At 42.3% G+C, this 22,043-nt stretch carries 22 protein-coding genes and 1 other RNA gene; 6 read left to right on the forward strand and 17 right to left on the reverse strand.

The features are described 5' to 3' along the window. Nucleotides 1-7: 7 nt before the first annotated feature. Nucleotides 8-1,441: an ATP-dependent DNA helicase gene (locus PY092_RS15175; RefSeq protein WP_275616656.1), complete on the reverse strand. Its 1,434-nt coding sequence runs from the start codon at nt 1,439-1,441 to the stop codon at nt 8-10. 195 nt (nt 1,442-1,636) lie between these two features. Between PY092_RS15175 and PY092_RS15180 the strand changes: the two genes are divergently transcribed. From PY092_RS15180 to PY092_RS15190, 3 genes are read left to right on the forward strand one after another with little or no spacing between them, the layout of a single operon-like run. Further along, nucleotides 1,637-2,287 carry a hypothetical protein gene (locus tag PY092_RS15180; protein WP_275616739.1) on the forward strand — a complete coding sequence of 217 codons (651 nt, stop codon included), beginning with the start codon at nt 1,637-1,639 and terminating at the stop codon, nt 2,285-2,287. A 56-nt stretch (nt 2,288-2,343) separates the two neighbouring features. Next, nucleotides 2,344-3,102 carry a DUF3822 family protein gene (locus tag PY092_RS15185; protein WP_275616657.1) on the forward strand — a complete coding sequence of 253 codons (759 nt, stop codon included), beginning with the start codon at nt 2,344-2,346 and terminating at the stop codon, nt 3,100-3,102. 1 nt (nt 3,103) lies between these two features. Then, nucleotides 3,104-3,646 carry an RsmD family RNA methyltransferase gene (locus tag PY092_RS15190; protein ID WP_275616658.1) on the forward strand — a complete coding sequence of 181 codons (543 nt, stop codon included), beginning with the start codon at nt 3,104-3,106 and terminating at the stop codon, nt 3,644-3,646. Here the strand turns inward: PY092_RS15190 and rnpB are convergent. Then, nucleotides 3,642-3,965, reverse strand: an RNA gene (gene rnpB, locus PY092_RS15195) — RNase P RNA component class A. The two genes, PY092_RS15190 and rnpB, sit on opposite strands and share 5 nt — an antisense overlap. A gap of 107 nt (nt 3,966-4,072) precedes the next feature. On the opposite strand from rnpB, the gene PY092_RS15200 reads away from it, so the two are divergent. Next, nucleotides 4,073-5,854: a DNA polymerase III subunit gamma/tau gene (locus tag PY092_RS15200; protein ID WP_275616659.1), complete on the forward strand. Its 1,782-nt coding sequence runs from the start codon at nt 4,073-4,075 to the stop codon at nt 5,852-5,854. On the opposite strand, the gene PY092_RS15205 is transcribed toward PY092_RS15200, so the two are convergent. From PY092_RS15205 to PY092_RS15235, 7 genes are read right to left on the reverse strand one after another with little or no spacing between them, the layout of a single operon-like run. After that, nucleotides 5,843-6,205, reverse strand: a complete 363-nt coding sequence (locus PY092_RS15205; RefSeq protein ID WP_275616660.1) for a transmembrane 220 family protein — start codon at nt 6,203-6,205, stop codon at nt 5,843-5,845. The two genes, PY092_RS15200 and PY092_RS15205, sit on opposite strands and share 12 nt — an antisense overlap. A gap of 2 nt (nt 6,206-6,207) precedes the next feature. Then, entirely contained in the window at nt 6,208-7,581 is a 1,374-nt protein-coding gene (locus tag PY092_RS15210; RefSeq protein ID WP_275616661.1) for an alkaline phosphatase family protein, read from the reverse strand. Further along, nucleotides 7,578-8,768: a metabolite traffic protein EboE gene (gene eboE / locus PY092_RS15215; protein ID WP_275616662.1), complete on the reverse strand. Its 1,191-nt coding sequence runs from the start codon at nt 8,766-8,768 to the stop codon at nt 7,578-7,580. The genes PY092_RS15210 and eboE overlap by 4 nt, the downstream gene beginning before the upstream one ends. After that, a complete protein-coding gene (locus tag PY092_RS15220) occupies nt 8,765-9,931 on the reverse strand; it encodes a 3-dehydroquinate synthase (RefSeq protein ID WP_275616663.1) in 1,167 nt (388 codons plus the stop codon). The genes eboE and PY092_RS15220 overlap by 4 nt, the downstream gene beginning before the upstream one ends. A gap of 3 nt (nt 9,932-9,934) precedes the next feature. Then, entirely contained in the window at nt 9,935-10,834 is a 900-nt protein-coding gene (eboC, locus tag PY092_RS15225) for a UbiA-like protein EboC (RefSeq protein ID WP_275616664.1), read from the reverse strand. Further along, complete coding sequence (locus PY092_RS15230; protein WP_275616665.1) at nt 10,834-11,742, reverse strand: TatD family hydrolase; 909 nt, start codon at nt 11,740-11,742, stop codon at nt 10,834-10,836. Before PY092_RS15230 ends, eboC begins: the two co-directional genes overlap by 1 nt. A 4-nt stretch (nt 11,743-11,746) precedes the next feature. Then, nucleotides 11,747-12,592: an EboA domain-containing protein gene (locus tag PY092_RS15235; RefSeq protein WP_275616666.1), complete on the reverse strand. Its 846-nt coding sequence runs from the start codon at nt 12,590-12,592 to the stop codon at nt 11,747-11,749. 94 nt (nt 12,593-12,686) lie between these two features. Here PY092_RS15235 and PY092_RS15240 point away from each other — a divergent pair, with 94 nt between their 5' ends. Continuing rightward, complete coding sequence (locus PY092_RS15240; RefSeq protein WP_275616667.1) at nt 12,687-13,268, forward strand: MiaE family protein; 582 nt, start codon at nt 12,687-12,689, stop codon at nt 13,266-13,268. Here PY092_RS15240 and ppk1 read toward each other — a convergent pair. The 8 genes from ppk1 to rpsA all read right to left on the reverse strand — a co-directional run bounded on the left by ppk1 (nt 13,265) and on the right by rpsA (nt 21,218). Then, nucleotides 13,265-15,340 (reverse strand): polyphosphate kinase 1, encoded by a 2,076-nt coding sequence (gene ppk1 / locus PY092_RS15245; RefSeq protein ID WP_275616668.1) that lies wholly within the window; start codon nt 15,338-15,340, stop codon nt 13,265-13,267. The genes PY092_RS15240 and ppk1 overlap by 4 nt on opposite strands. Beyond that, a complete protein-coding gene (locus PY092_RS15250; RefSeq protein ID WP_275616669.1) occupies nt 15,341-15,829 on the reverse strand; it encodes a SixA phosphatase family protein in 489 nt (162 codons plus the stop codon). An 11-nt stretch (nt 15,830-15,840) separates the two neighbouring features. Beyond that, complete coding sequence (gene pdxH, locus PY092_RS15255) at nt 15,841-16,488, reverse strand: pyridoxamine 5'-phosphate oxidase (protein ID WP_275616670.1); 648 nt, start codon at nt 16,486-16,488, stop codon at nt 15,841-15,843. 65 nt (nt 16,489-16,553) lie between these two features. Continuing rightward, the gene (locus tag PY092_RS15260) at nt 16,554-17,465 is read right to left on the reverse strand and encodes a ribonuclease Z (protein ID WP_275616671.1); all 912 of its coding nucleotides are present in this window, start codon (nt 17,463-17,465) and stop codon (nt 16,554-16,556) included. After that, the gene (locus PY092_RS15265) at nt 17,462-17,794 is read right to left on the reverse strand and encodes a ribonuclease Z (RefSeq protein WP_275616672.1); all 333 of its coding nucleotides are present in this window, start codon (nt 17,792-17,794) and stop codon (nt 17,462-17,464) included. The genes PY092_RS15260 and PY092_RS15265 overlap by 4 nt, the downstream gene beginning before the upstream one ends. A gap of 3 nt (nt 17,795-17,797) precedes the next feature. After that, a complete protein-coding gene (locus PY092_RS15270; RefSeq protein WP_275616673.1) occupies nt 17,798-18,724 on the reverse strand; it encodes an aspartate carbamoyltransferase catalytic subunit in 927 nt (308 codons plus the stop codon). Nucleotides 18,725-18,730: 6 nt separating this feature from the next. Next, on the reverse strand, nt 18,731-19,267 hold the full coding sequence (gene pyrR / locus PY092_RS15275; RefSeq protein WP_275616674.1) for a bifunctional pyr operon transcriptional regulator/uracil phosphoribosyltransferase PyrR: 537 nt from the start codon (nt 19,265-19,267) through the stop codon (nt 18,731-18,733). Between the two features lie 115 nt (nt 19,268-19,382). Then, the gene (rpsA, locus tag PY092_RS15280) at nt 19,383-21,218 is read right to left on the reverse strand and encodes a 30S ribosomal protein S1 (RefSeq protein WP_275616675.1); all 1,836 of its coding nucleotides are present in this window, start codon (nt 21,216-21,218) and stop codon (nt 19,383-19,385) included. A gap of 259 nt (nt 21,219-21,477) precedes the next feature. Between rpsA and PY092_RS15285 the strand changes: the two genes are divergently transcribed. After that, nucleotides 21,478-21,858, forward strand: coding sequence for a LysM peptidoglycan-binding domain-containing protein (locus PY092_RS15285; RefSeq protein ID WP_275616676.1), 381 nt, complete (start codon nt 21,478-21,480; stop codon nt 21,856-21,858). Nucleotides 21,859-22,043 lie beyond the last annotated feature (185 nt).

Raw genomic sequence — 22,043 nt, forward strand, 5'->3', positions numbered from 1 at the left:
GTTTTTCCTAGTCAAGAAAAAAATCATCCTTGAAACCTATCAAATAGAGTTGGCGCTCCGCTCTTGTTACTGCGGTATATAGCCATCGAAGGTAATCTTTGTCCACCCCGTTGGGTAAATAGGGCTGTTCCACAAAAACCGTGTCCCACTGTCCCCCCTGGGATTTGTGACAGGTAACTGCATACGAAAACTTGACCTGCAATGCATTGAAGAACCGGTTGTTCTTTACACCCAAAAACTTTCGGTACTTGGATTTTTCATGAGCGTAGTCCTTCATTACCTCTTGGTAAAGTTTATTCCCATCCTCGTAGGAAAGTGACGGTGTTTCAGCCGTGATAGTATCCAACAAAAGAACGGTTTCAAAAGGTTTTTGGTTGGGATAATCAACCATTCTCACCTTTACTTCGGCAAACTTAAAACCATACAGCTCTTTTATGGCAAAAAGTTCCAAAACCTCAATAATGTCCCCGTTGGCAATAAATCCTGCTTCGGAATTGGGTTTTAACCAGAAGTAATTGTTCTTTACGACCATCATATAATCGCCCACGGAGATTTCGTTCTCCAGAAACAGAATACGTTCCCGTATGTTTTGATTATAGAGATTGGCCCTTTTGTTAGATCTAACTATTATGGCCGTTTGTTCCTTTCCTTTTTCGGTGTAGGACGAATCGATGGCTTCTTGAATTTCGTTGCCATCGATCAAGCGGACGATGTCCTTATAATTATGCAGGTCGAACTTAAAGTCATCCAAAAATTCCGATTGCAATTGCTCCCGAAGATTGGTGGCATTGTGTAGAATTCCAGAATCATCCGATTGTCGCATGACCTCATCCAGTTCCAAACATTCCACTTCCTTATTATAATTTAAGGACAAACGGTTTTCGTCCAGGGCAGGGCTCAACTCCAATTTTACCGGTGGCAACTGGGCCGTATCCCCAATCAATATCAATTTACAGTTATGTCCCGAGTGGACATAATACATTAAATCGTCCAAAAGGGACCCATTTTCGAACAGTTTGGAATCGGCAGGTGCATCTGGAATCATGGAGGCCTCATCCACTATGAAGACCATGTTTCGGTGCTTGTTTGGGGCCAGTACAAATTGGATTCCCCCACCCGATTGTTTCTTTGGAAAATATATCTTTTTATGGATGGTAAAGGCCTTGTTTCCCGAATAAACTGACATGACTTTGGCCGCCCTACCCGTAGGCGCCATCAAAACGGAACTCATTTTCACTTTCCAAAGACTGCTTACCAAGGTGGCGATCAAGGTTGTCTTTCCCGTTCCAGCAAACCCTTTCAGCAAGAACACATCATCCTTTTTCCCCTCTAAAACAAAGTTAGCCAGCTTATTAAGTGCCAGCCCCTGTTTTTCGGTAGGTTGGTACGGAAATTTTTCGGTTAAAATCTTTAAAAATTCAGCTGCGTTAAAATCCTTCATGAGCGTTAAATATAGCGGTCTTTTTTAAAGCAAAAAGTTTTCCAATAAAAAAAATATTGTAGATTTGTCTGTAACCACTAAATTAACTTTTGAAAGACAGTATCAGATATGTTAAACTTAATTCTTATTGTTGTATTAATATGCCTTGTGACCATAGGGCTTGTTTTCTTGATCGATAGATTTTTACCTCAAAAAATAAAGCCGGTTCTCGTAATTTTATTCGGAATCTTGAGTATTTACCTTGGTTATAAGATATACGATTCCATCAATGCACCTATCGAATTCAATAAAGTACGAAACGAAAGGTTCACTCAAGTCATCAACAAATTAAAGGACATCAGGGATTCCCAGGAAGCTTACAAAATAGTAAATGGAAAGTACGCAGGTGATTTTGAAAGCTTGATCAAATTCATCGATACAGGTAGCTATACAATTACCACACAGCGTGACTCTTCCTTCATGAGGTATGACAGAGCTTACCAAATTGACATGCAACAGGATACTATCATTATTGACACCTTGGGCACCGTAAAGGTAAAAGATTCCTTGTTCGGAGCTGATGACCGCTACAAAACCATGATGAACGTTCCTTTTGCCCAAAACAACGAGAAGTTCGAAATGAAAGCGGACATCATCGACAAAAGTGGCTACAAAGCTCCTGTTTTCGAGGTCAAAGTAAAGAAAGATGTTGTTTTGTATGATCAACCGGAAGACTTGCTTGAGAAGGAAAAAGCATACCAAAGCGTGGAAGAGGTTAACGGTGCTGAAATCAAGGTAGGTTCGTTGACTGATGTTAGTACAAACGGTAACTGGCCACCTATCTATGATAGGAAAAAGAAGAACTAGCTATAGCACAGAACAAATCAAATAGCACTTATAGAAAACTGTCCATTCAAGCTGGCTTGAATGGACTTTCTTTTTGTGTACTGGATACCATTACCAACAAAATCCTTGCCTTTGAACGGGTAACGTTCAAAACACAGCTTACCCCATACCTGATGCTCAAGGAATTGAAGGAGAAACTGAGCAATCAAGGGGAAATCGGAAGGAATTTTTCCGAGGTTCTGGTTATCCATAAAAACAATATGTTCGGCTTGGTTCCCAAGCCACTTTTCAACAAAGAAGAACTACCAAACTATTTAAAGTTCAATGCCAAGATCATGGCAAATGATCTTATCGCCCACGATGAAATTCCAAACCAAGAAATCGTAAACGTTTACATACCTTACACCAATGTGAACAACTATATTTTTGAACTTTTCGGAGCATTTGAATTCAAGCACAGCGGTACCGTTCTCATCAACACCTTGCTGAATCAAAACAGAACAACAAGCGAACCTGTTTGTTATGTGCAAGTATCGGAACGGGAGATGGAGATGATGGTCATATTGGATAAAAAGCTCCTCTTTTACAATCAGTTCGAGTACAGGAACAAAGAGGATTTCCTGTATTATCTACTGTTCGGTTTGGAACAATTGCAAATGGATTTGGAAAAAGTGCAACTCAAACTGTTCGGTGCCATAGAAGAAGGCGACCCGATTTACGAGCTTTGCTACAAATACATTAAAAACGTTGCTGTTTTTGTACCCAGCAACCCTTCCTCTCCTTTGGAGCAATTGGAAAACGAAAGCATTGATTTTTCGATTTTAAGCGCACTTTAACATGCGAATCATTTCAGGAAAATATAAGGGCAAAAGATTGATAGCCCCTAAAAAACTGCCCGTACGCCCCACCACCGATATGGCAAAGGAAGCCCTGTTCAATATTCTGAACAATCGGTTCTATTTTGATGAACTCAAAGTGCTCGATCTATTTTCAGGGACAGGGAACATCAGTTATGAGTTTGCCTCCCGTGGCGTGGAAAACATTACAGCGGTGGACGGCTTTCAAGGATGTGTTCGATACATCTCAAAAACAGCACAAGAGCTGGGATTTTCCATCACTACCATAAAATCAGATGTATTCAAGTTTCTGCAAGGTACACCTGAAAAATTCGACCTTATTTTTGCCGATCCCCCTTATGATTTTGATACGGAGCATTTTTTAAAGATCGCCGATCTTGTTTTTGGCAATGAACTTTTGTTGGAAGACGGTGTTTTGATCATTGAGCATTCCGACCAAACTGACCTTTCGGAACATCCAAAATTTTCGATGCAAAGGAAATATGGCGGAAGCATTTTCAGCTTTTTTGAAATAATAGAATAAAAGCAGGCCATAAGCCGGATTCTGTGCATCCCAAATTAATTTTGGGAACTCCTTATCATTTATCTAGACAAATGGTTGCCCAAGTGTTCCAACCGCCTACCCTCCAACTCGGGCGTGCAGCCCTCGAGCATTGGTTTACATGACGTTTCACCGCATAGAGTTTACCTGATTTCACTACAGCCGAACTGTACTTGCTTTCTGTTGCACTGGTCCTCGCCTTACGGCGGACGGGCGTTACCCGCTATGCCGCACTCTGGTGTCCGGACTTTCCTCTTCAAGCATAGTTGCCCATACTTGCAGCGATAAGGTGGCCTGCTGTGTACAAAGGTAATCCAATTGTTAATAAAAAACGGCCTAACTCTTCCTTAGCAGGCAAGTTTGCCCAATCCTATTTTTATATTTGTAGTAATTCTATTTTCCTGAGTATTGGAACCTTTTATAGTATCAGCTAGAAAATATAGACCCCAAACATTCAAGGATGTTGTGGGCCAGTCTTCCATTACCAATACGCTGCTAAATGCCATCGAGAACAATCATTTGGCCCAGGCCCTATTGTTCTGTGGCCCAAGGGGTGTGGGCAAAACTACCTGTGCCCGTATTTTGGCAAAAAAGATAAACCAAGATGGCACGGAACGGGAAGATGAGGATTTTGCCTTCAATATTTTTGAACTGGATGCTGCCTCCAACAACTCTGTGGACGATATCCGTAGTTTGATAGATCAAGTACGCATTCCTCCGCAAGCAGGCAAGTACAAGGTCTATATTATTGATGAGGTCCATATGCTCTCCCAATCGGCCTTCAATGCTTTTTTGAAGACCTTGGAAGAACCGCCTAAGCACGCCATTTTTATCTTGGCCACCACGGAGAAGCATAAAATCATACCCACCATCCTATCCCGATGCCAAATTTTTGATTTTAAACGCATCACGGTAAAGGATGCTTCGGAATACCTAAAACATATTGCCGAGCAGCAAGGCATCGAGGCTGAAGAGAGTGCACTTCACATCATAGCCCAAAAGGCAGATGGTGCCATGCGCGATGCCCTATCGATTTTTGACCGAGTAGTGAGCTTCTCGGGAAAAGAGCTTACCAGAAAGGCCGTAACGGAAAACCTCAACGTTCTTGATTACGACATTTACTTCTCGGCAACCGATTTGATTCTGGAGAACAACATTCCCGAATTGTTGATCCTGTTCAACAAAACCCTGTCCCTTGGATTTGATGGTCATCATTTCATTACCGGCTTGGCATCACATTTCAGGGATTTGATGGTATGCCAACACCCTGATACCTTAAACTTGCTTGAGGTAGGTGAAGATGTAACCAAACAATATCAAGACCAGGCAAAAAAAGCATCAAAACAATTTCTGTTAAAGGCCATTGACTTGGCCAACGATTGCGACCTGCAATACAAGACAAGCAAAAATCAACGATTACTCGTAGAGCTTACCCTCATGAAATTAGCCTCCATCACTTTCGATGGAGAAAAAAAAAACGCTGATTTCTTAATTCCCGCTTCCTTTTTCAAAGAAGAAACCGTTATCACCAATGGTGTAAAAGCTCCAGAAAACAAGACTGCCAAGACATCCCCAAAAAAGGAGGAAAAGCAAGCAGCAATACCACCGTCCCCAGAAACACAGCCCAACAAAGAAGTTTCCACCCTAAAAGATAAAGAAGCTGAAAAAGAACTGGTCAATGAACCCAAAGAATCATACCAACCAAAAAAGATTCAAATAAAGGGATCGGAAAAACGGGTATCTGGGCTTTCACTGTCTAGCATCAAGGTCAAAAAAGCCCATGAAAACACAAAGTCCCCTAGCATTGACGAAAAAGACTTGCCCAAAGATGCCTTTGAGGAGAAAGAAATGCAACAGCATTGGGACGATTTTGTGCACCAATTGGAAAAACAGGGACGAAAAATACTGGCCAGTAACCTCCAAACCGATGTGCCCAAGCTAAAAAATGAGAATACCATTTGGATCGAGCTTCCCAATGGTACCATGAAAAAAGAAATTGAACGGGAACAAAGCTTAATGCTCGACTACCTGAAACAAAAACTGAACAACTACTCCATTTCACTGTACATTACCGTGAACGAAGAGGTGGCCAAAAAATTTGCCTTTACCCCTGAGGAAAAGTATGAAAAATTACGGGAGAAAAACCCCAATTTGGATTTACTGAGACAAGAGTTTGATCTAGACTTTTGATTTGTTCAAAAAGCGGGTTCTCAATCCATAGACCAACATCACTACAGCCGCAATTAAAGACCCCAAAGACTCCCGTCCTTCTTCAATATTCACGGTTTTCATGCCATGGTCCAACTGTACACCTTCGTAGGTCTCAGGCCAATAAACGAAAAACAGCACCAAAAAGAAAATGGTCAATAAAAAATAGATGCTGGATTTAAGTTTCTTTAGCAGAAAAAGTACGGAAGCCACAGCAGCCGTCAAATAGATCAACACCCACTTTAATGCATCAGGATCATTGAATTGCACCACTATTGCATATCCGAACAACAGCGTGAAAACAACCGCAAAAATTTTGAAAAACGTTTCCATATTTATTGAATTACATGATTTTTAAGCACTTCATAAACTTCGGTTGCCAACAGTTCCGATTTAATCAGGCCGTCTTGGTTATTGGTTGCAAGTATGGGCCAATCCGCTTTGTCCTCTGGAATTCTTCCATGGGAACCTTTTACCAATTCCGCTTTTAAAGGGATAATATCCATCACAGTCCTGAAGCCAAGCTTCTTTTTTAGTAGTTTCCATATCACTTTTGGCATAACCAATTTATCCTTGGGATCGGTAAACATCTCAACAGGGTCGTAACCGGGCTTTTTATGGATATCCACCATTCTGGCGTAATCGGGTGCCACGGCATCATCTTCCCAAAAATAATAGGTAAACCAACTATCCTTGTCCGCAACAAGCACAAAATCCCCAGCGCGTTCGTGGTTCAAATGATTCGCTTCCAGTTCATCCCTTGGAATGACTTTTTCCACACTTGGAATCGTTTTCAAATAGTCGTGTAACTTTTCGTGATCCGTGGTTGTTTTGGCATACACATGGGCAATTTGATGGTCTGCCACAGCAAAGGCATCACTAGCACCTGCATCCAATAGTTCCAATCCTCTTTCCACACGAATTCCCAAATATCCTTTCTTTCTCAGGTATCGGTTAATGTGAATCGGGTTGGACACATCGGTAATACCGTATTCCGATAACAAAACAACATTGGCCGCCTTTCCTTCGTAATATTCCACCAAATCCTTGACCACTGCATCAATTTCCCTCAAATCCTTCTGCAGGATATCAAAGTTCAGACCATGACGTTGTGTGTTATAATCCAAATGGGGCAAGTACACCAAGGTCAAGGTCGGATTGTTTTCCTTATCCATTTCCATAGTGGCATCGGCAATCCATTTACTTGATGCTATGGAAGTTTTCGGCCCCCAGAACTTGAACAGTGGAAAGGTTCCCAACTTCGCCTGAAGCTTGTCCCGCAATTCAACAGGATATGTATAAATGTCGGGGAGCTTTCTACCATCGGCCAGATAGTTGGGGCGTGGTGTGGCACTAAAATCCACAGTACTGTACATATTGTACCACCAGAACATATTGGCACAGGTAAAAGTTGAATCCAAAGTTTTCAGCTCGTCCCAAATTTTGTTGGATTGCACCAAAGGGTTTCCCTGACGCCAAAACTTCACTTCCAATTCTTCTTTAAAAAACCATCCATTACCGACAATGCCATGCTCGGTAGGCCATTTACCCGTTAAATAGGTACTTTGTGCGGAACATGTAACGGCGGGCAGAACAGGCTCTACCACACTATTCTTGCCCTTTTCCAGAAATGATTTTATAAAAGGGGTATGCTCCCCTATCAATCTATGGGTAAGTCCAACTATGTTGATGACAACGGTCTTCTTCATTTTAATCTTGATTTCATCCACTCCAATTCTCTCACAATGGACTCTGTAATCGGTACTTTGAGTTCGTTCGGCAAAACATCCCATGTATAGGTTTCCACTTCAATATGATGGCTTACAAAGTGGTTTTCCATATATTCCAACACCTTTACAATCTGATCTTGCGTGGAATGAAGCAGTCCGTAGTCCCTCAAAAATATGGGCACATGAAAATGGGAGCGTAACTCTTGGAAAGGGGCCTTTTTCTCCAAAACAACGGGCAGATCATTATAGGTCTTTACTTTTCCATCCACCACTTCGGTAACCTGATGCAAATACACCGGTTCATTGAATTCAGCCAAAGTGTCCCAAAGTTCGTCTTCCTTGTTCTTGTTGAAAACAATCTTTAGCGCTGCACTCACTTGAATTTTTCCCACATTGATATTGGCCGCCTTGAACTTTTCAAAAGTCAAATTTGGTGCTTCGTAGGCCAGTGCAAAATGGCATACATCATAACAGACCGTAATATATCTTTTAATCAGTTCTTCCACCTTATCGGGACTCAATTGAAAAGGTTCAAACGCCTTGATGGCCTCGGGAACCAGATAATCCTCATAATAACCGAGCACCTCCTTTGTATTTTCCAAAAATCCATCGGGCTCTGGCTCCACATCCAAATGCATATACCTCCCTGATGCCTTTTCTATTTTGTACAGCTCCAAAGCTACCCGAACCATCTGGTCTGCCCCCTTGGCAAAGGCCTGTTCCTTTTCCGTTGCACTATCAAACCAATGTTTATAGGAAACAGGGGATGTAGAAATACCACATTCCATGCCTTCGGGAGCCAAAAAATCCAATTGTTTGAACATTCTCAGGGTATAGTCCAACCGCTCATTTGTGGTCCAATCGGGTACATGGACCTGATCCTTTACAGGTTCGCCATGAAAGTTCCCGTAGGGAAATCCGTTCATTGTAAACACATAACAATCATGCTCTTCAAGCCATTCCTTGAACCCCTGAAGTTGCCCCTCGTCCAGTTCCAAACTGGCCGCGTTGCTCAATCGTAGCCCCAGACCGAACGCTTGATCGGGAGAGACGGATTGCTTGATTTTTGGTAAATGTTGTTTTAGGCTGGTATATGTTTCTTTCCAATCGCCACCTGCATGGATATTTGTACAATAGGTCAGATGATATTTTTCCTTGATCCTCATATAGAGTTTTGCGGTTTGTACGTAAAGCTTCGGACTGCTTCTTCCATTTTTGGATAATCGATGCTGTGAACATCGGTTTTTGTTCCCATCTTGGGAATCAATGGAATGGTAAGTTCTCCTCCCAAATGCTCACGAAACTCTTCAATTCCGTTCAGTAATTCTTTGATATCCACATCCTTTTCAAACGGAACCTCCAATGAGAACCCTACCTTTTTCATGACATTCAACACCCTGTCCAAGTCATCTTTCAGGACACCTGTTAAACTGGCATAAACCATATCTATTGCCATACCAATCGCTACGGCTTCGCCATGGCGTAGGCTATAATTAGTCATATATTCCAGTTTATGGGCTGACCAATGGCCAAAATCCAAAGGTCTGGAAGAACCACTCTCAAAAGGATCCCCCCCTTCGGCGATGTGCTCCATGTGCAATTCAGCACAGCGATGGATCAGATAAGCCATCGGTTCCATTTCCCGATTGGACAGTGCCTCTGCATTGGATTCAATATATTCAAAGAATTGTTTGTCCTTGATTAAGGCCACCTTAATGGCCTCGGCAATCCCGGCCACCCAGTCACGTTGTTCCAAGGTTTTTAAAAAATCCAGGTCGTTGATGATGGCATAGGGCACTGAAAAAGTACCGAGAAAGTTTTTTTTACCGAAGGCATTCACACTGTTCTTTACCCCTACGGCAGCATCATTTTGGGACAAAACAGTGGTTGGGATTCTGATAAGTTTTACCCCTCTATGAGCGATGGTCGCAGCATACCCTACCATATCCACCACGGCACCGCCACCGATGGCAACAACAAAGGAATGCCTACAAATTGCATTCTCGTTGATGGCTTTAAGACATTGATCCACACTGTACTGATTCTTTTTACTTTGCTCCCCTCCAGGAACAGCAATTAGGTCGGTGAACTGAATCTGATCTTTAAAGTTGTTGCAATAAGATTTTATTTGCCCTTCAAGTTTCGGATGATGCTCCAATACCCCTTCATCCACCACAAAAAGGCATTTGACAGGATAATTTGGACGGTATTCCGCCAATACATCTTTAAATAATGGATTCTTTATCGCAAATAAATGCTGGGTAAAAAGTAACTGATAGCTATACTTTACCTGAAACTCTTGCCGAATAGCGGGTAATTTTTTGTTCATAAGTTAAGTAACTGCAAATTGTTTGGCCAGATACATGGATAACGGCAACAATAAAAGCATTAATACTCCTATAATGATATTGGCATGTGCGACCGCCATGGCAGCGTCCAACAAAATGATGGACAAAACGCCGGACTTAACAGCCTTTTTAATATTCCCCGGTGTATTGTTTTGGTAGGCCTTAATTAAAGGTTTGAATACCATAAAAGCAAAGAGCCCTAAAAACACCATATACCAAAGGTCGCCATTTGCAAATACTTGATGCAAATAAAACACACCAAATAGCACTACTACATACAACAGACCGGCCAGCAATATATTGCCCTTATTCTTTCCGTGTACCTCACCGCGACTTATCATGGTCACGGCAAATATAAACACTATGGGGACTAGCACATAGGGCCAGTTCTCCATAGTATCCAATAAAGAAATACCCATCAGCAGATTTAATCCCCTGCACACTCCCATGTTAAGAGGCCCAAGAAACGCATGATGCTTTGCAAATTTGTCATAGGACAAAATAGCCAATGCCAATAAAATGGAAATCAAACCACAATCCCTGTTTACTAAAAAAGCCAAACAGACACCAACTAAAAGCAAGACAAAACCAAATAGACCTGCCTTTCTTAACGGAACTATTCCACTCGGAATAGGTCTCTCCGGGCGTTCTATTTTATCAATTTCCACATCAAACACGTCATTGAGCACCACACCTCCCGCGTATAAAAACACGGAAGCCATGATCAACATCAGGAACGGCAGCAGGTCCACAATCGGTATTTCAAAAACCTCCAATCCAGCGAATAGGCCCGATATGGACATACCTGCCAGAATATCGGCAACCGCCGTAGGTAAATTGGCAGGCCTGCACAGTTGGAGATATGCCTTTAAGCGTGGATTCATTAAACGATTTTGTTATCCTCTACCTTTGGTTCTTGACCACGAAGTACACTATTGTCATTGAATAGTTTTCGTTGATCAATGGCCTCTGGGGTCAACCAATGCTCCTCTTTCATTTTTCCAGACCTACCAAAGAAGTCCAAAGCATTTTGGTAACAGGTCTTTACCACATCTTCCCGGGCAACTCCGTTCTGTAGCATCAAGTTCGCTGTTTTTGGAACGGCCAAAGGATCGCTCACACCCCAATCGGCTGAACTGTCCACTATAATATTGTCACTACCGAATTTTTTGACTACTTCCACCATACGTTGGTTCCCCATTTTGGTTTTAGGATAAATAGTAAAAGCTGCAGTAAATCCTCGGTCCAACACATCTCTAACAGTCTCTTCGTTATTATGGTCTATTACCACCATTCCAGGATCTATGCCATGTTCCAGACATACCTCCATACTTTTGATGGTACCTGCCTTTTTGTCCCTATGTGGGGTATGAACCTGAACCATCATATTAAAAGCCTTGGCCAATTCCAACTGCTCCCTAAAAAAGCGGTCTTCAGCCTCGGTTTGGTCATCGTAGCCAATTTCACCGATAGCCACCACATTTTCCTTGTGAAGGTACAATGGCAGCAATTCCATTACTTCCTCCGCCAAGGGCACATTGTTGGCCTCTTTGGAGTTGAGCCCAATGGTACAATAGTGTTTTATTCCAAATTGTGAAGCCCTGAAGGGTTCCCAGCCCACAAGGCTGCTAAAATAGTCTTGAAACGACCCCACTTGTGTCCTGGGCTGCCCCAACCAAAAAGACGGTTCAATCAAAGCGACCACACCAGCTGCTGCCATGGCCTCATAATCGTCCGTAGTTCTGGAGGTCATGTGAACGTGTGGGTCTATTATCATTAGTTTATCATCCATGATATTATAAATTTTTCCAGGTTATATCACCCTGCTCCACTTTTGGTAGATGGGTGTTGTAGGTATCGAGTAGTTTCTTAGCCGAATCAGCATCGGAACAAAAACAAACCAAAGTGGCTGCCTTTTGCTCCCTTTCCTCATCACTTTTGAAAAGGCGTTCTATATCATCGACCAACTTGTCTTCCATAAAATTGGATACAGGGCGCCAAAACATGGGGTCAACACCCCTTGATGCCGCCCACCTTTCATGTGCATAATCAGAAATGATCCGTGCCAAATCCTTATTGGCCATTTTATCGACTTCGGGTATCTTCTTCAAATCTTGCTGCATAAAAGCGGACTTCAGATACATTTGGTTCCACTCCGCCGTACTAAAGTATCGGGAAGGGTAAGGATTGTATTGGGAAATAGCATTAAAAACTGTCGCAATATTGGTCCTGAGCGCTTCCACCGCAGCAAACTTAAAGTTGTTGGGATTCGGCAACAAGACCAAATATTTCAGAAATGTTTCCAGCTCGGTCTTGTCCGCTATCTGAATCAGCTGTTGCACAGCCTTCAAAAACTCATCTTGAGCCTCCAACACGGAAGAAAGCATAAATATTCTGGACAGCTCCAAGGTGGAAGCCTGTTGTGTTTCCAAATAATCCTTCCACTCAAAATCGGATGTACCGAAATCCGTAATCGGTTCATCATGAATTTTAGAAGTACATAGGCTGTATGAAATATATAGGTCCCTTTTGCTTTTTGATTCTGAAATTTTTGCTACAGTACCTGTCAACCATTGGAATTCAGGTTCCTTTATATTTAATTTAAGAATATCGGAGAGATAATCTTTTGAGGTTTTGGCCATAAGACGTCTAAAATCTGTTGGTTTTACAAATATAACGAGGGTTCAACGAATTTATTTAATCCTATCGGATTATCTTTGCGGAAAAACGAGTACCATGCTAGGCCTAAAACTACCTACGGACCCAAGATGGGTCAACATCGTTGAAAAGAACATCGAAGAAATCTTGACAGATCATGCCTATTGTGAGCAAAAAGCTGCCAGTACGGCAATTTCCCTCATTATTGGTTTTCCTGAAAAATCGGAATTGGTCAAGGAAATGACCGCTCTTGCTCGCGAGGAAATGGGCCATTTCAATATGGTACATGATAAAATCATCAAACGTGGGTGGGTCTTGGGTCGTGAGCGCAAGGACGAATACGTTGTTCAATTGATGAAATTCTTCCCGAAAGGCGGCAGTAGGGAAACCCACTTGGTGCACAAACTCTTGTACGCAGCTTTGATCGAGGCCCGCAGTTGTGAACGGTTTCGATTGCTTTCAGAGGAAATAGACGACGAGGAACTATCCGAGTTCTACAGAAACCTTATGGTCAGCGAGGCCAACCACTATACTATGTTTTTGAAATTTGCCCGAAAGTACGGCAACAAAGAGGAAGTGGACCAAAAATGGAACGATCTTCTAGAGTACGAGGCCCAATTAATGAAGGGCCTCGGCAAAAAAGAAACCATGCACGGTTAATCTTCCAACTTTCGTTTATAGTAATCGTACATCTCGAATTGGGAACGTAGTTCTGGTTGGCCTTTGGCACGCTTTCTATAAGCATTGTCCTGCTTTGCAGAAAAGACCCGTGCCTTGGAGTTGTCCCTCCAAGAAATGTCGAAGGTATCGAGCAGCTCCTGTCTTATATCAGGATCGTAAATAGGACACCCTACCTCTACCCTAAAATCCAAGTTACGTGTCATCCAGTCCGCTGAGGAAATATAGATTTTCGCATCTCCATCATTTCCAAAAATGAACAACCTTGGGTGCTCCAAGAATTTATCCACAACACTTATGGCCTCAATATTCTCGCTCATACCTTCCACACCGGGAATCAAGCAGCAAATACCCCTTACGATCATTTGAATCTTTACCCCTGCCCTACTGGCCTCATAAAGTTTGTCCACCATCTTGTAGGAAGTCAGACTGTTCATCTTTATTTTGATATAGGCCTCTTTCCCTGCCTTGGCAAAGGCAATCTCATTATCGATCAACTTCATAAAAGTTGATTTGGTGTAATGTGGGGATACGATCAGGTGTTTGTACTTATTGATCTTGTAATTGGTCTCGAAGAAGCCAAATACTTTGTTCATATCCTTCAAAATACCTTGATGTGCCGTGAACAAGGTGTAATCCGTATAGATTTTAGCTGTCGACTCATTAAAGTTTCCTGTACTGATGAACCCATATCGTTTGATTCCCTCAACCTCTTCACGCTCCACCAAACAAATCTTGCTGTGCACTTTTAGTCCCGGTACACCAAAAATCAAATTAACCCCTTCATCCTGTAAATGGTTGGCGTATTCAATATTGTTCTGCTCATCGAATCTAGCCTGTAACTCGATCTGCACGGTAACTTGTTTTCCATTTTTTACAGCATTGACCAAAGCGGAGGCTATCTGGCTATCGCTCGCCAAACGATATATGGTAATTTTAATACTTCGCACTTGTGGGTCCAGTGCAGCTTCTCGCAAAAACTTGGTCACATAACTGAAGGTATGGTATGGGGCGTAGATCATGTAGTCCTTATGGGCTATTATATCCAACAAACTCCCCTTCATGCTGAGTCCTTTTACGGGTAAAGGTTCAATTTTATCATACATCAGGTCATGACGTCCCAAACTAGGGAAGCCCATATAGTCCCTTCGATTGTGGTAACGGCCACCTGGAATCACACTATCGGTATCCATAATGTCCATTTTTTCCTTTAGGAACTGAAGTGTATCCTTGTCAATACTCTTGTCATAAACAAATCGAACGGGATCACTGATTTTTCTATGCTCCACACTGGAAGAAATCTTTTCGATAAAACTCTTGCTCAGATCATTGTCGATATCCAGTTCAGCATCCCTTGTGATCTTGATCATGTGGGCCGAGATGGATTCAAAATCGAACATGGTAAACACGCTGTCCAAACAAAAACGAATCAAATCGTCCAGCATGATCACATAGTCCTTATCCCCTTCTTTGGGCAATACAATGAAACGGTCAATGCCCTTGGGAATCTCGATAAGTGCATATCGATTGTGCCTTCCTTTGGTGGAACCGTTCTTCATTACCACCTTAACGGCCAAATAGGCCGCTGTGTCCTTTAGCAAAGGAAACTCGGTAAGGTCGTTCAGGATGATGGTCATCAATTCCTGGTTTACCTTTTTAAAGAAGTAATCACGAATAAATTCGGCCTGACTTTCACTTACTTCGGTTTCCCGAATGATGAAAATATTCTCTTGACGCAGTTCTTTGTCAATTTGCTTGAAAATCTCCAAACTACGGGCCTGCTGATCGATCACGATTTTTGTGATCTCTTCCAAAAGATCTTTGGCCTTTTCCCCTCCCAATACACTTTTACCTGTTTTTCCAGCATCAACAATACGTTTTACCGTGGCATACCGTACTTTGAAGAACTCATCCAAATTGTTGCTGAAAATCCCTAAAAACCGTAAGCGGTCAATCAGGGGAACCCTATGGTCTTTGCTCTCTTGCAACACTCTGGCATTGAACTGCAGCCAGCTGATTTCCCTGTTTATATATTCGTTCGTTGTTTTTACCATTTATTTTTTCAAGTGTTTTGGAAAGACCATTTGCTTGGTGGTTCCCTTTGATATTTTGGACCAATCATCCACACCAAATGTAATATGGACAAGTCCAGCCGTGGGAACGTTCTCAATATACTGATCTCCCCAAGTATTTGCAAGCGAAGTAAAGGCATAATTATGCCCAAAAATGGCAACGGTGTCCAAACTGTTGTCCAGCTTTTGCACAAATTGCTCTACACTATTGCCCGAAAAGTCATAAAGGGAGTTATTAACACTGTATTTTGATAAATCAAACCCCATGTTCCGCACAAAAATCAGACTGGTATGCAAAGCACGGTTGGCAGGGCTGGAATATATGAAGTCGATAGTGGGCGCATGCAACCCAAAGGTCTTGGATACCAAATGGGCATCGTTTATCCCTCTTTGCTTCAGTGGTCGATCTTTATCGGAGACATCGTAATCCCATGAAGATTTCCCATGTCGCATCAGTATCAATTGTTTCATCTTTCTGGGGTTTATGGTGCCAAACGTTCTATTTTCCAATCATAATCTTCTTGTAGGGAGTATCGGATTCTATCGTGCAGCCTATTGGGACGTCCCTGCCAAAATTCGATGGAAATGGGTCGTACCAAATAACCTCCCCAATACTGGGGTCTGGGCACTTCCTTTCCCTCATATTCTTGCTCAAGTTCCTTTAACTTGCCCTCCAAATATTCACGTGACGGAACCACTTCACTTTGGTCGGAGACTACGGCACCCAATTGGCTACCGTGCGGACGGGATTCAAAATAACCGTCCGATAGATTTTCGGCAATTTTTTCCGCCTTTCCCTTAATGATGACCTGACGCTCCATGTTTGGCCAAAAAAAGGACAGGCAAACCGATGGGTTTGCTTCAATGGCCCTCCCTTTTTCGCTTTGGTAGTTGGTGTAGAAAATAAAGCCTTCAAAAGTGAATTTCTTCATCAAAACGACCCGGCTTTTTGGAAAACCGTCCAAACCAATGGTGGATACCGTCATGGCATTGGGTTCATCCACTCCATCGGAAGCTTCGGTTTCGTGGAACCATTTTTGAAATTGTTCCAGTGGATTTTCCTTCACGGATGCTTCGGTCAGTTCGCTTTTCTCGTAAGATTTTCTGTAATCGCCAAGGTCTTTTTGCATGATGTGAAGTTCGTCAAAAATAGGGTCTCCACAAAGTAAGGGGGTTGTAAAAGTTTTGTGATTTTTCAGTTGCCAAAGTCGAACACCTTACCATCATCGGCCAATTCCACAACCGGGAAAACTTCTTTTGCTTCTTTTTTGAACAGTTCGATGGATTTGTAACGTGTGGAATAATGCCCTAAAATCAAAAGGCTTGCATTGGCTTTTTTGGCAATTTGCGCTGCTTGTTTGGAGGTCGAGTGCTTTGTTTTCTCACAGAGATGTTCCTCGGAATCCAAAAAAGTAGATTCATGGTACAGTACGGTAACATCCTTTATGATGGGCAAAATGGCTTCATTATAAACCGTATCACTACAAAAGGCATAGCTTTTTGGCTCAGGAGGATCCAAAGTGAGTTTTTTATTGGGAATTGTTTTTCCCGATGCATCAACTCCATCCATTCCTTTTTTAATGTTGTTGAACTGACTCTTGTCCACACCAAATTTTCTCGCAATAGCAATGTCCAAAGTTCTGGGCGCTTCCTTTTCTTCAAAGAAAAATCCGTTGGTGTACACCCTGTGAATCAGGGGAACTGTTCGCACAGTAACCTTTTCATCTTCAAAAACAAGCTCGGATTCCTTGGATTCCAATTCGTGGAATATCAAAGGATAATTGGTCCAAGAATCGCCCAATTTCAAAAACAGGGTAATGGCCTGTTTGATGCCTTTTGGACCATAAATATGCAGTTCCTTATCCCTGCCCAATAACCTAAAGGTCGATATCAAACCGGGAAGCCCAAAAAAATGGTCTCCATGTAGATGTGATATAAAAATATGGTTGATCCTGGAAAACTTGACCTTATATTTTCTCAGCTGTACTTGGGTTCCCTCACCACAATCGATCAAAAAAAGATGGTTCTTGATCTCGAGTACCTGCGAAGTAGGATTGGTAAATGTTCGTGGTGTAGCGGCATAACAACCAAGTATCGTAAGTTTCATATGCCTAGGTCACGTTCAATCTCCTCCATTTCAATAAGGTCTTTGGCCTCTTGCAGGGTAGGCACTACACTTATTTCCTCAGGAACTTCATCGTAACTTAATTTGTCGGTCACCAAAACAAAAGATTGTCCAGATGCCCTATGCTGGTTGGAAATGTCCAAAAACTCCAATAAATCGCTCACAGCAATTTTATCAAAAGAAAAAAGGTTGACAACAATGTTGTCGTGCTTCAATTTTGGGTAGGCCTTATTGAGGTTTTCCAAAAAACCGGAAAGTGTAGTGTTCTCTTGGAAAACAATGGTTGTGGTTCCGTCTTTGTCGAAAATCATTTCTTACTTAATTTTTGATGCCAATAGGTAAAGTACGGCCATACGCACCGCTACTCCATTTTCCACCTGATGCAATATAATGGACTGGTCGGAATCGGCCACATCACTGGTAATTTCCACACCACGGTTTATTGGGCCTGGGTGCATGATCACCACTTGCTTGTCCAGACTGTTCAAGAGCTCCTTGTTGACCCCAAATTGCTGGGTGTACTCTCGTGTGGAAGGGAAATAACTGATATCCATTCGCTCATTCTGTACACGCAGCATGTTGGCCACATCGCACCATTCCAAGGCTTTCCTCAGGTTGGTCTCCACTCCAACCCCCAAGGATTCGATATGTTTGGGGATAAGGGTTTTTGGTCCACACACTTTTACATTGGCGCCCTGCAATTTTAGGGCAAAAATATTGGACAGTGCCACTCGGGAATGCAGAATATCCCCTACAATGACGACATTCTTTCCTCCCACATCGCCCAATCTTTCACGGATGGAAAAGGAATCCAACAAAGCTTGCGTGGGATGTTCATGTGCACCATCCCCTGCATTTACAATAGATGCTTTTACGTGCTGGGACAGGAAAATTCCTGCTCCCGGATTGGGGTGCCTCATCACCACCATGTCCACTTTCATGGACAGGATATTGTTCACGGTATCAATCAGGGTCTCTCCCTTCTTTACCGAGGATTGCCCTGCGGAAAAATTGACCACATCCGCTGAAAGCCGTTTCTCGGCCAGTTCAAAAGATAGCTTGGTACGTGTGCTGTTCTCAAAAAAGATATTGGCTATGGTAATATCCCGAAGGGTGGGCACCTTTTTTATAGAACGGTTGATCACTTCCTTAAAATGATCGGCCGTTTCAAAAATGAGCGATATATCCTTTTTGTTCAGATACTTTATTCCCAACAAGTGATTTACACTTAACTCGCTCATTATCTTTTATTTGCTTACTAAATATACTTTGTCTTCACCATCGTTCTCTTCCCACATTACCTTGACCTTTTCCTCGTTTATAGCATCCACCTGTCTACCTCGGTATGTAGGCTGTATGGGCAAGTGCCTGCTGAATCTTCTATCAATCAACGTCAACAATTCAATATTACTTGGTCTCCCAAAGGATTGAATGGCTGTTAAAGCCGCCCGGATACTTCTCCCTGTATAGAGAACATCATCAATGAACACCACTTTTTTGTCCTCCACCAAAAAATTCATTTGTGTGGAATTGGCCTTGAGGATTTCCCCTCGTCCAAAATCGTCCCTAAAAAATGTGATGTCCAAGGAACCAAGGTCAATATGTTTGATCTTGTATTCCTTTTTGAGAATCTTTACCAATCTTTCTGCCAAAAAAACGCCTCTGGGCTGAATACCAATCAATGCGGTATCCTTGAAATCCAAATGGTTTTCCATTAGCTGACAGGCCAACCGGTGCAGTATGATGTTGATTTCCTTTGAAGTAAGCAGAACTTTTTGACTCATAGGCTGTGTACGACCAACTCGGTTGAATACAAAAGTAAGCAATTCTTTAAAATGTTCGGGGCATAAAAAAGCCCCGACTGTTTCCAGCGGGGCTTTGTATCATTGAAAAGTCCGATTACTTTTTCTTGGAATCGGCTTCCATCTTGTCTTTCAATGCTTGCAATGCGGAGTTCGCATCTCCAAGGGTCGGAGCGGCTTCATCGGATGATGCAGCTCTTTTCTTGGCAGCGGCTTTCACATTTCTGTCTTCTTGCTCTCTAAAGATTGCAGTGTGGCTGGCCACAACTCGTTTGAAATCTTTGTTGAACTCGATGATCTTGAATTCGGCCTCTTCACCTTTTACCAATTTCTTGCCGTCTTCTTTTTCCATGTGACGTTGTGGAACAAACCCAACGATGTCCTCGTTGAAGTTAATGGTAGCTCCTTTGTCAACAACCTCTGCAATCGCAGCTTTGTGAATTGTTCCTTCAGCAAACTCTTCGGAATACTTGTCCCAAGGGTTCTCTGTGGTCTGTTTGTGACCTAGGCTCAATTTGCGTCCATCCACGTCCAATTCCAATACTTCCACTTCCAAAGTGTCACCTACAGTAACAAACTCGGATGGGTGTTTGATTTTCTTGGTCCATGAAAGATCGGAAATATAAATCAAACCGTCGATTCCTTCTTCCAACTCTACGAATACACCAAAGTTGGTAAAGTTTCTAACGATTCCTTTATGTCTTGATCCAACAGGATATTTAGAAGTAATATCGGTCCATGGGTCTGGGGTCAATTGCTTGATACCCAACGACATTTTACGATCTTCCCTATCCAAGGTCAATACAACGGCTTCAACTTCGTCACCTACGTTTACAAAGTCTTGTGCAGACCTTAGGTGCGTAGACCAGGACATTTCTGAAACGTGGATCAAACCTTCAACACCTTCGGCAACTTCGATAAATGCACCGTAATCAGCGATCACAACTACCTTACCTTTTACTTTGTCACCTACTTTGATCTCATCACCAAGGGCATCCCATGGGTGTTTCTCCAATTGCTTAAGACCCAACTGGATTCTAGACTTGTTATCATCGAAGTCCAAGATAACCACGTTCAATTTCTGGTCTAGCTCCACAACCTCGTTTGGGTGGTTGATTCTGCTCCAAGAAAGGTCGGTAATGTGTACCAATCCATCCACACCTCCAAGGTCGATAAATACCCCGTAAGATGTAATGTTCTTCACGATACCTTCCAATACTTGACCTTTTTCCAACTGGCCGATGATCTCTTTTTTCTGCTCTTCGATGTCCGCTTCGATCAAAGCTTTGTGCGATACCACTACGTTCTTGAACTCGTGGTTGATCTTCACTACTTTGAACTCCATGGTCTTACCTACGTACTGATCGTAATCACGGATAGGCTTCACATCGATTTGAGAACCTGGCAAGAAGGCTTCGATTCCGAATACGTCAACGATCATACCACCTTTGGTACGGCATTTAACGAATCCAGTAACGATTTCTTCTTTGTCGTGTGCGTTGTTTACACGCTCCCACGCCTTGATGGTTCTTGCTTTTCTGTGGGACAATACCAACTGACCGGTTTTGTCTTCACGGATATCTATAAGTACCTCAACCTTATCACCAACTTTTAGGTCGGGATTGTAGCGGAACTCATTCAAGGAAATCACACCTTCGGACTTGGCATTGATGTCAATGATGGCCTCACGGTCTGTCATGTGAACAACTTCTCCTTCCACTACTTCTTCATCGGCAGTGTCCACAAAGTTTTCCTCTACAAGTGTTTCAAATTCCTTGAGCTTGCTGTCTTCAACGCGCTCAATTCCTTCCTCGTACTTGTCCCAATCAAAATTTTCAAGAAATTCCTGAGGATCTTGTTGGGGTTGCGTTTCTTCTTTTACCTGTGCTGCGGCAGTTTCTTCTACCTCAACGTTTTGTTTTTCTTCAGCCATGCTTGCTGATTAAAATTTGTATTCCACGTTTTACAAGAGTTGAACAATTACCGCGGAAGTGGTTTTAAAATGATTTTCTAAATTCCCTTTTTCTCTTGCCTCCTTGCCAAAAGGGGTGCAAAAATACAATTAAATTATTGATATACAAAGCCTATACGCAAGGTTTCGGCAAAAAAAGTATTACAATAATTTAATGGCAAAATATGAGTAGATTGTCTATCTTGAGACTTCTAATTGTTAACTGTAAAAAAATACCATTATGAGTGTAAAGGCAAAGTACCAACCTGTATTAGATCTAGGCGAGGAATTGGAAGTGAAAAACGGCGATGTTGTTGTGGAAGGCGACATTTTGAAGATAAAAGGAATGACCAAGACCCAATATGAGAAGAACATCTTATGGGACAAGATCAAAGAAATCGGAGGGGAAAAACCATCCGATATCAAAGCGAACATTACCGTAGAGGATGATTCCGTGTACCACAGGCATACCGTGAAGAGCGGGGAATCGTTGAGCAAGATTGCAAAGCATTACTACGGCGACCCGATGAAGTACACCAAAATTTTTGATGCGAACACCAATATCCTAAAGGACCCGAATGTGATTCATCCGGATCAGGTGTTGGTAATTCCTAATTTGTAATAGTTGTCGGTTCGAGCGTAGTCGAGAACGAAACGATATTGTAGAATAAGAAGGCGCCCCTTTTGGGCGCTTTTTTTGTTTTGGAGAAAAGTACTGGCTTCACTTTTCAGTGCCGAAAATGTTTTTGGCATCAACCCATACAATTATACAAGAATCATATCATCATACAATGACCAAGAGTTTGC

The organism is Flagellimonas yonaguniensis (assembly GCF_029193885.1).
GTDB lineage: Bacteria > Bacteroidota > Bacteroidia > Flavobacteriales > Flavobacteriaceae > Flagellimonas > Flagellimonas yonaguniensis.

What these genes read in the sequence shown, in the direction of transcription:
- PY092_RS15230 (WP_275616665.1), bottom strand. Translation starts at nt 11,742, where the DNA reads ATGGATGATAAACTAATGATAATAGACCCACACGTTCACATGACCTCC.
- PY092_RS15270 (WP_275616673.1), bottom strand. Translation starts at nt 18,724, where the DNA reads ATGAGCGAGTTAAGTGTAAATCACTTGTTGGGAATAAAGTATCTGAAC.
- PY092_RS15190 (WP_275616658.1), top strand. Translation starts at nt 3,104, where the DNA reads ATGCGAATCATTTCAGGAAAATATAAGGGCAAAAGATTGATAGCCCCT.
- PY092_RS15235 (WP_275616666.1), bottom strand. Translation starts at nt 12,592, where the DNA reads ATGGCCAAAACCTCAAAAGATTATCTCTCCGATATTCTTAAATTAAAT.
- ppk1 (WP_275616668.1), bottom strand. Translation starts at nt 15,340, where the DNA reads ATGGTAAAAACAACGAACGAATATATAAACAGGGAAATCAGCTGGCTG.
- PY092_RS15260 (WP_275616671.1), bottom strand. Translation starts at nt 17,465, where the DNA reads ATGAAACTTACGATACTTGGTTGTTATGCCGCTACACCACGAACATTT.
- pyrR (WP_275616674.1), bottom strand. Translation starts at nt 19,267, where the DNA reads ATGAGTCAAAAAGTTCTGCTTACTTCAAAGGAAATCAACATCATACTG.
- PY092_RS15220 (WP_275616663.1), bottom strand. Translation starts at nt 9,931, where the DNA reads ATGAACAAAAAATTACCCGCTATTCGGCAAGAGTTTCAGGTAAAGTAT.
- PY092_RS15265 (WP_275616672.1), bottom strand. Translation starts at nt 17,794, where the DNA reads ATGATTTTCGACAAAGACGGAACCACAACCATTGTTTTCCAAGAGAAC.
- eboC (WP_275616664.1), bottom strand. Translation starts at nt 10,834, where the DNA reads ATGAATCCACGCTTAAAGGCATATCTCCAACTGTGCAGGCCTGCCAAT.
- PY092_RS15175 (WP_275616656.1), bottom strand. Translation starts at nt 1,441, where the DNA reads ATGAAGGATTTTAACGCAGCTGAATTTTTAAAGATTTTAACCGAAAAA.
- eboE (WP_275616662.1), bottom strand. Translation starts at nt 8,768, where the DNA reads ATGAGGATCAAGGAAAAATATCATCTGACCTATTGTACAAATATCCAT.
- PY092_RS15240 (WP_275616667.1), top strand. Translation starts at nt 12,687, where the DNA reads ATGCTAGGCCTAAAACTACCTACGGACCCAAGATGGGTCAACATCGTT.
- pdxH (WP_275616670.1), bottom strand. Translation starts at nt 16,488, where the DNA reads ATGCAAAAAGACCTTGGCGATTACAGAAAATCTTACGAGAAAAGCGAA.
- PY092_RS15285 (WP_275616676.1), top strand. Translation starts at nt 21,478, where the DNA reads ATGAGTGTAAAGGCAAAGTACCAACCTGTATTAGATCTAGGCGAGGAA.
- PY092_RS15205 (WP_275616660.1), bottom strand. Translation starts at nt 6,205, where the DNA reads ATGGAAACGTTTTTCAAAATTTTTGCGGTTGTTTTCACGCTGTTGTTC.
- PY092_RS15250 (WP_275616669.1), bottom strand. Translation starts at nt 15,829, where the DNA reads ATGAAACAATTGATACTGATGCGACATGGGAAATCTTCATGGGATTAC.
- PY092_RS15210 (WP_275616661.1), bottom strand. Translation starts at nt 7,581, where the DNA reads ATGAAGAAGACCGTTGTCATCAACATAGTTGGACTTACCCATAGATTG.
- rpsA (WP_275616675.1), bottom strand. Translation starts at nt 21,218, where the DNA reads ATGGCTGAAGAAAAACAAAACGTTGAGGTAGAAGAAACTGCCGCAGCA.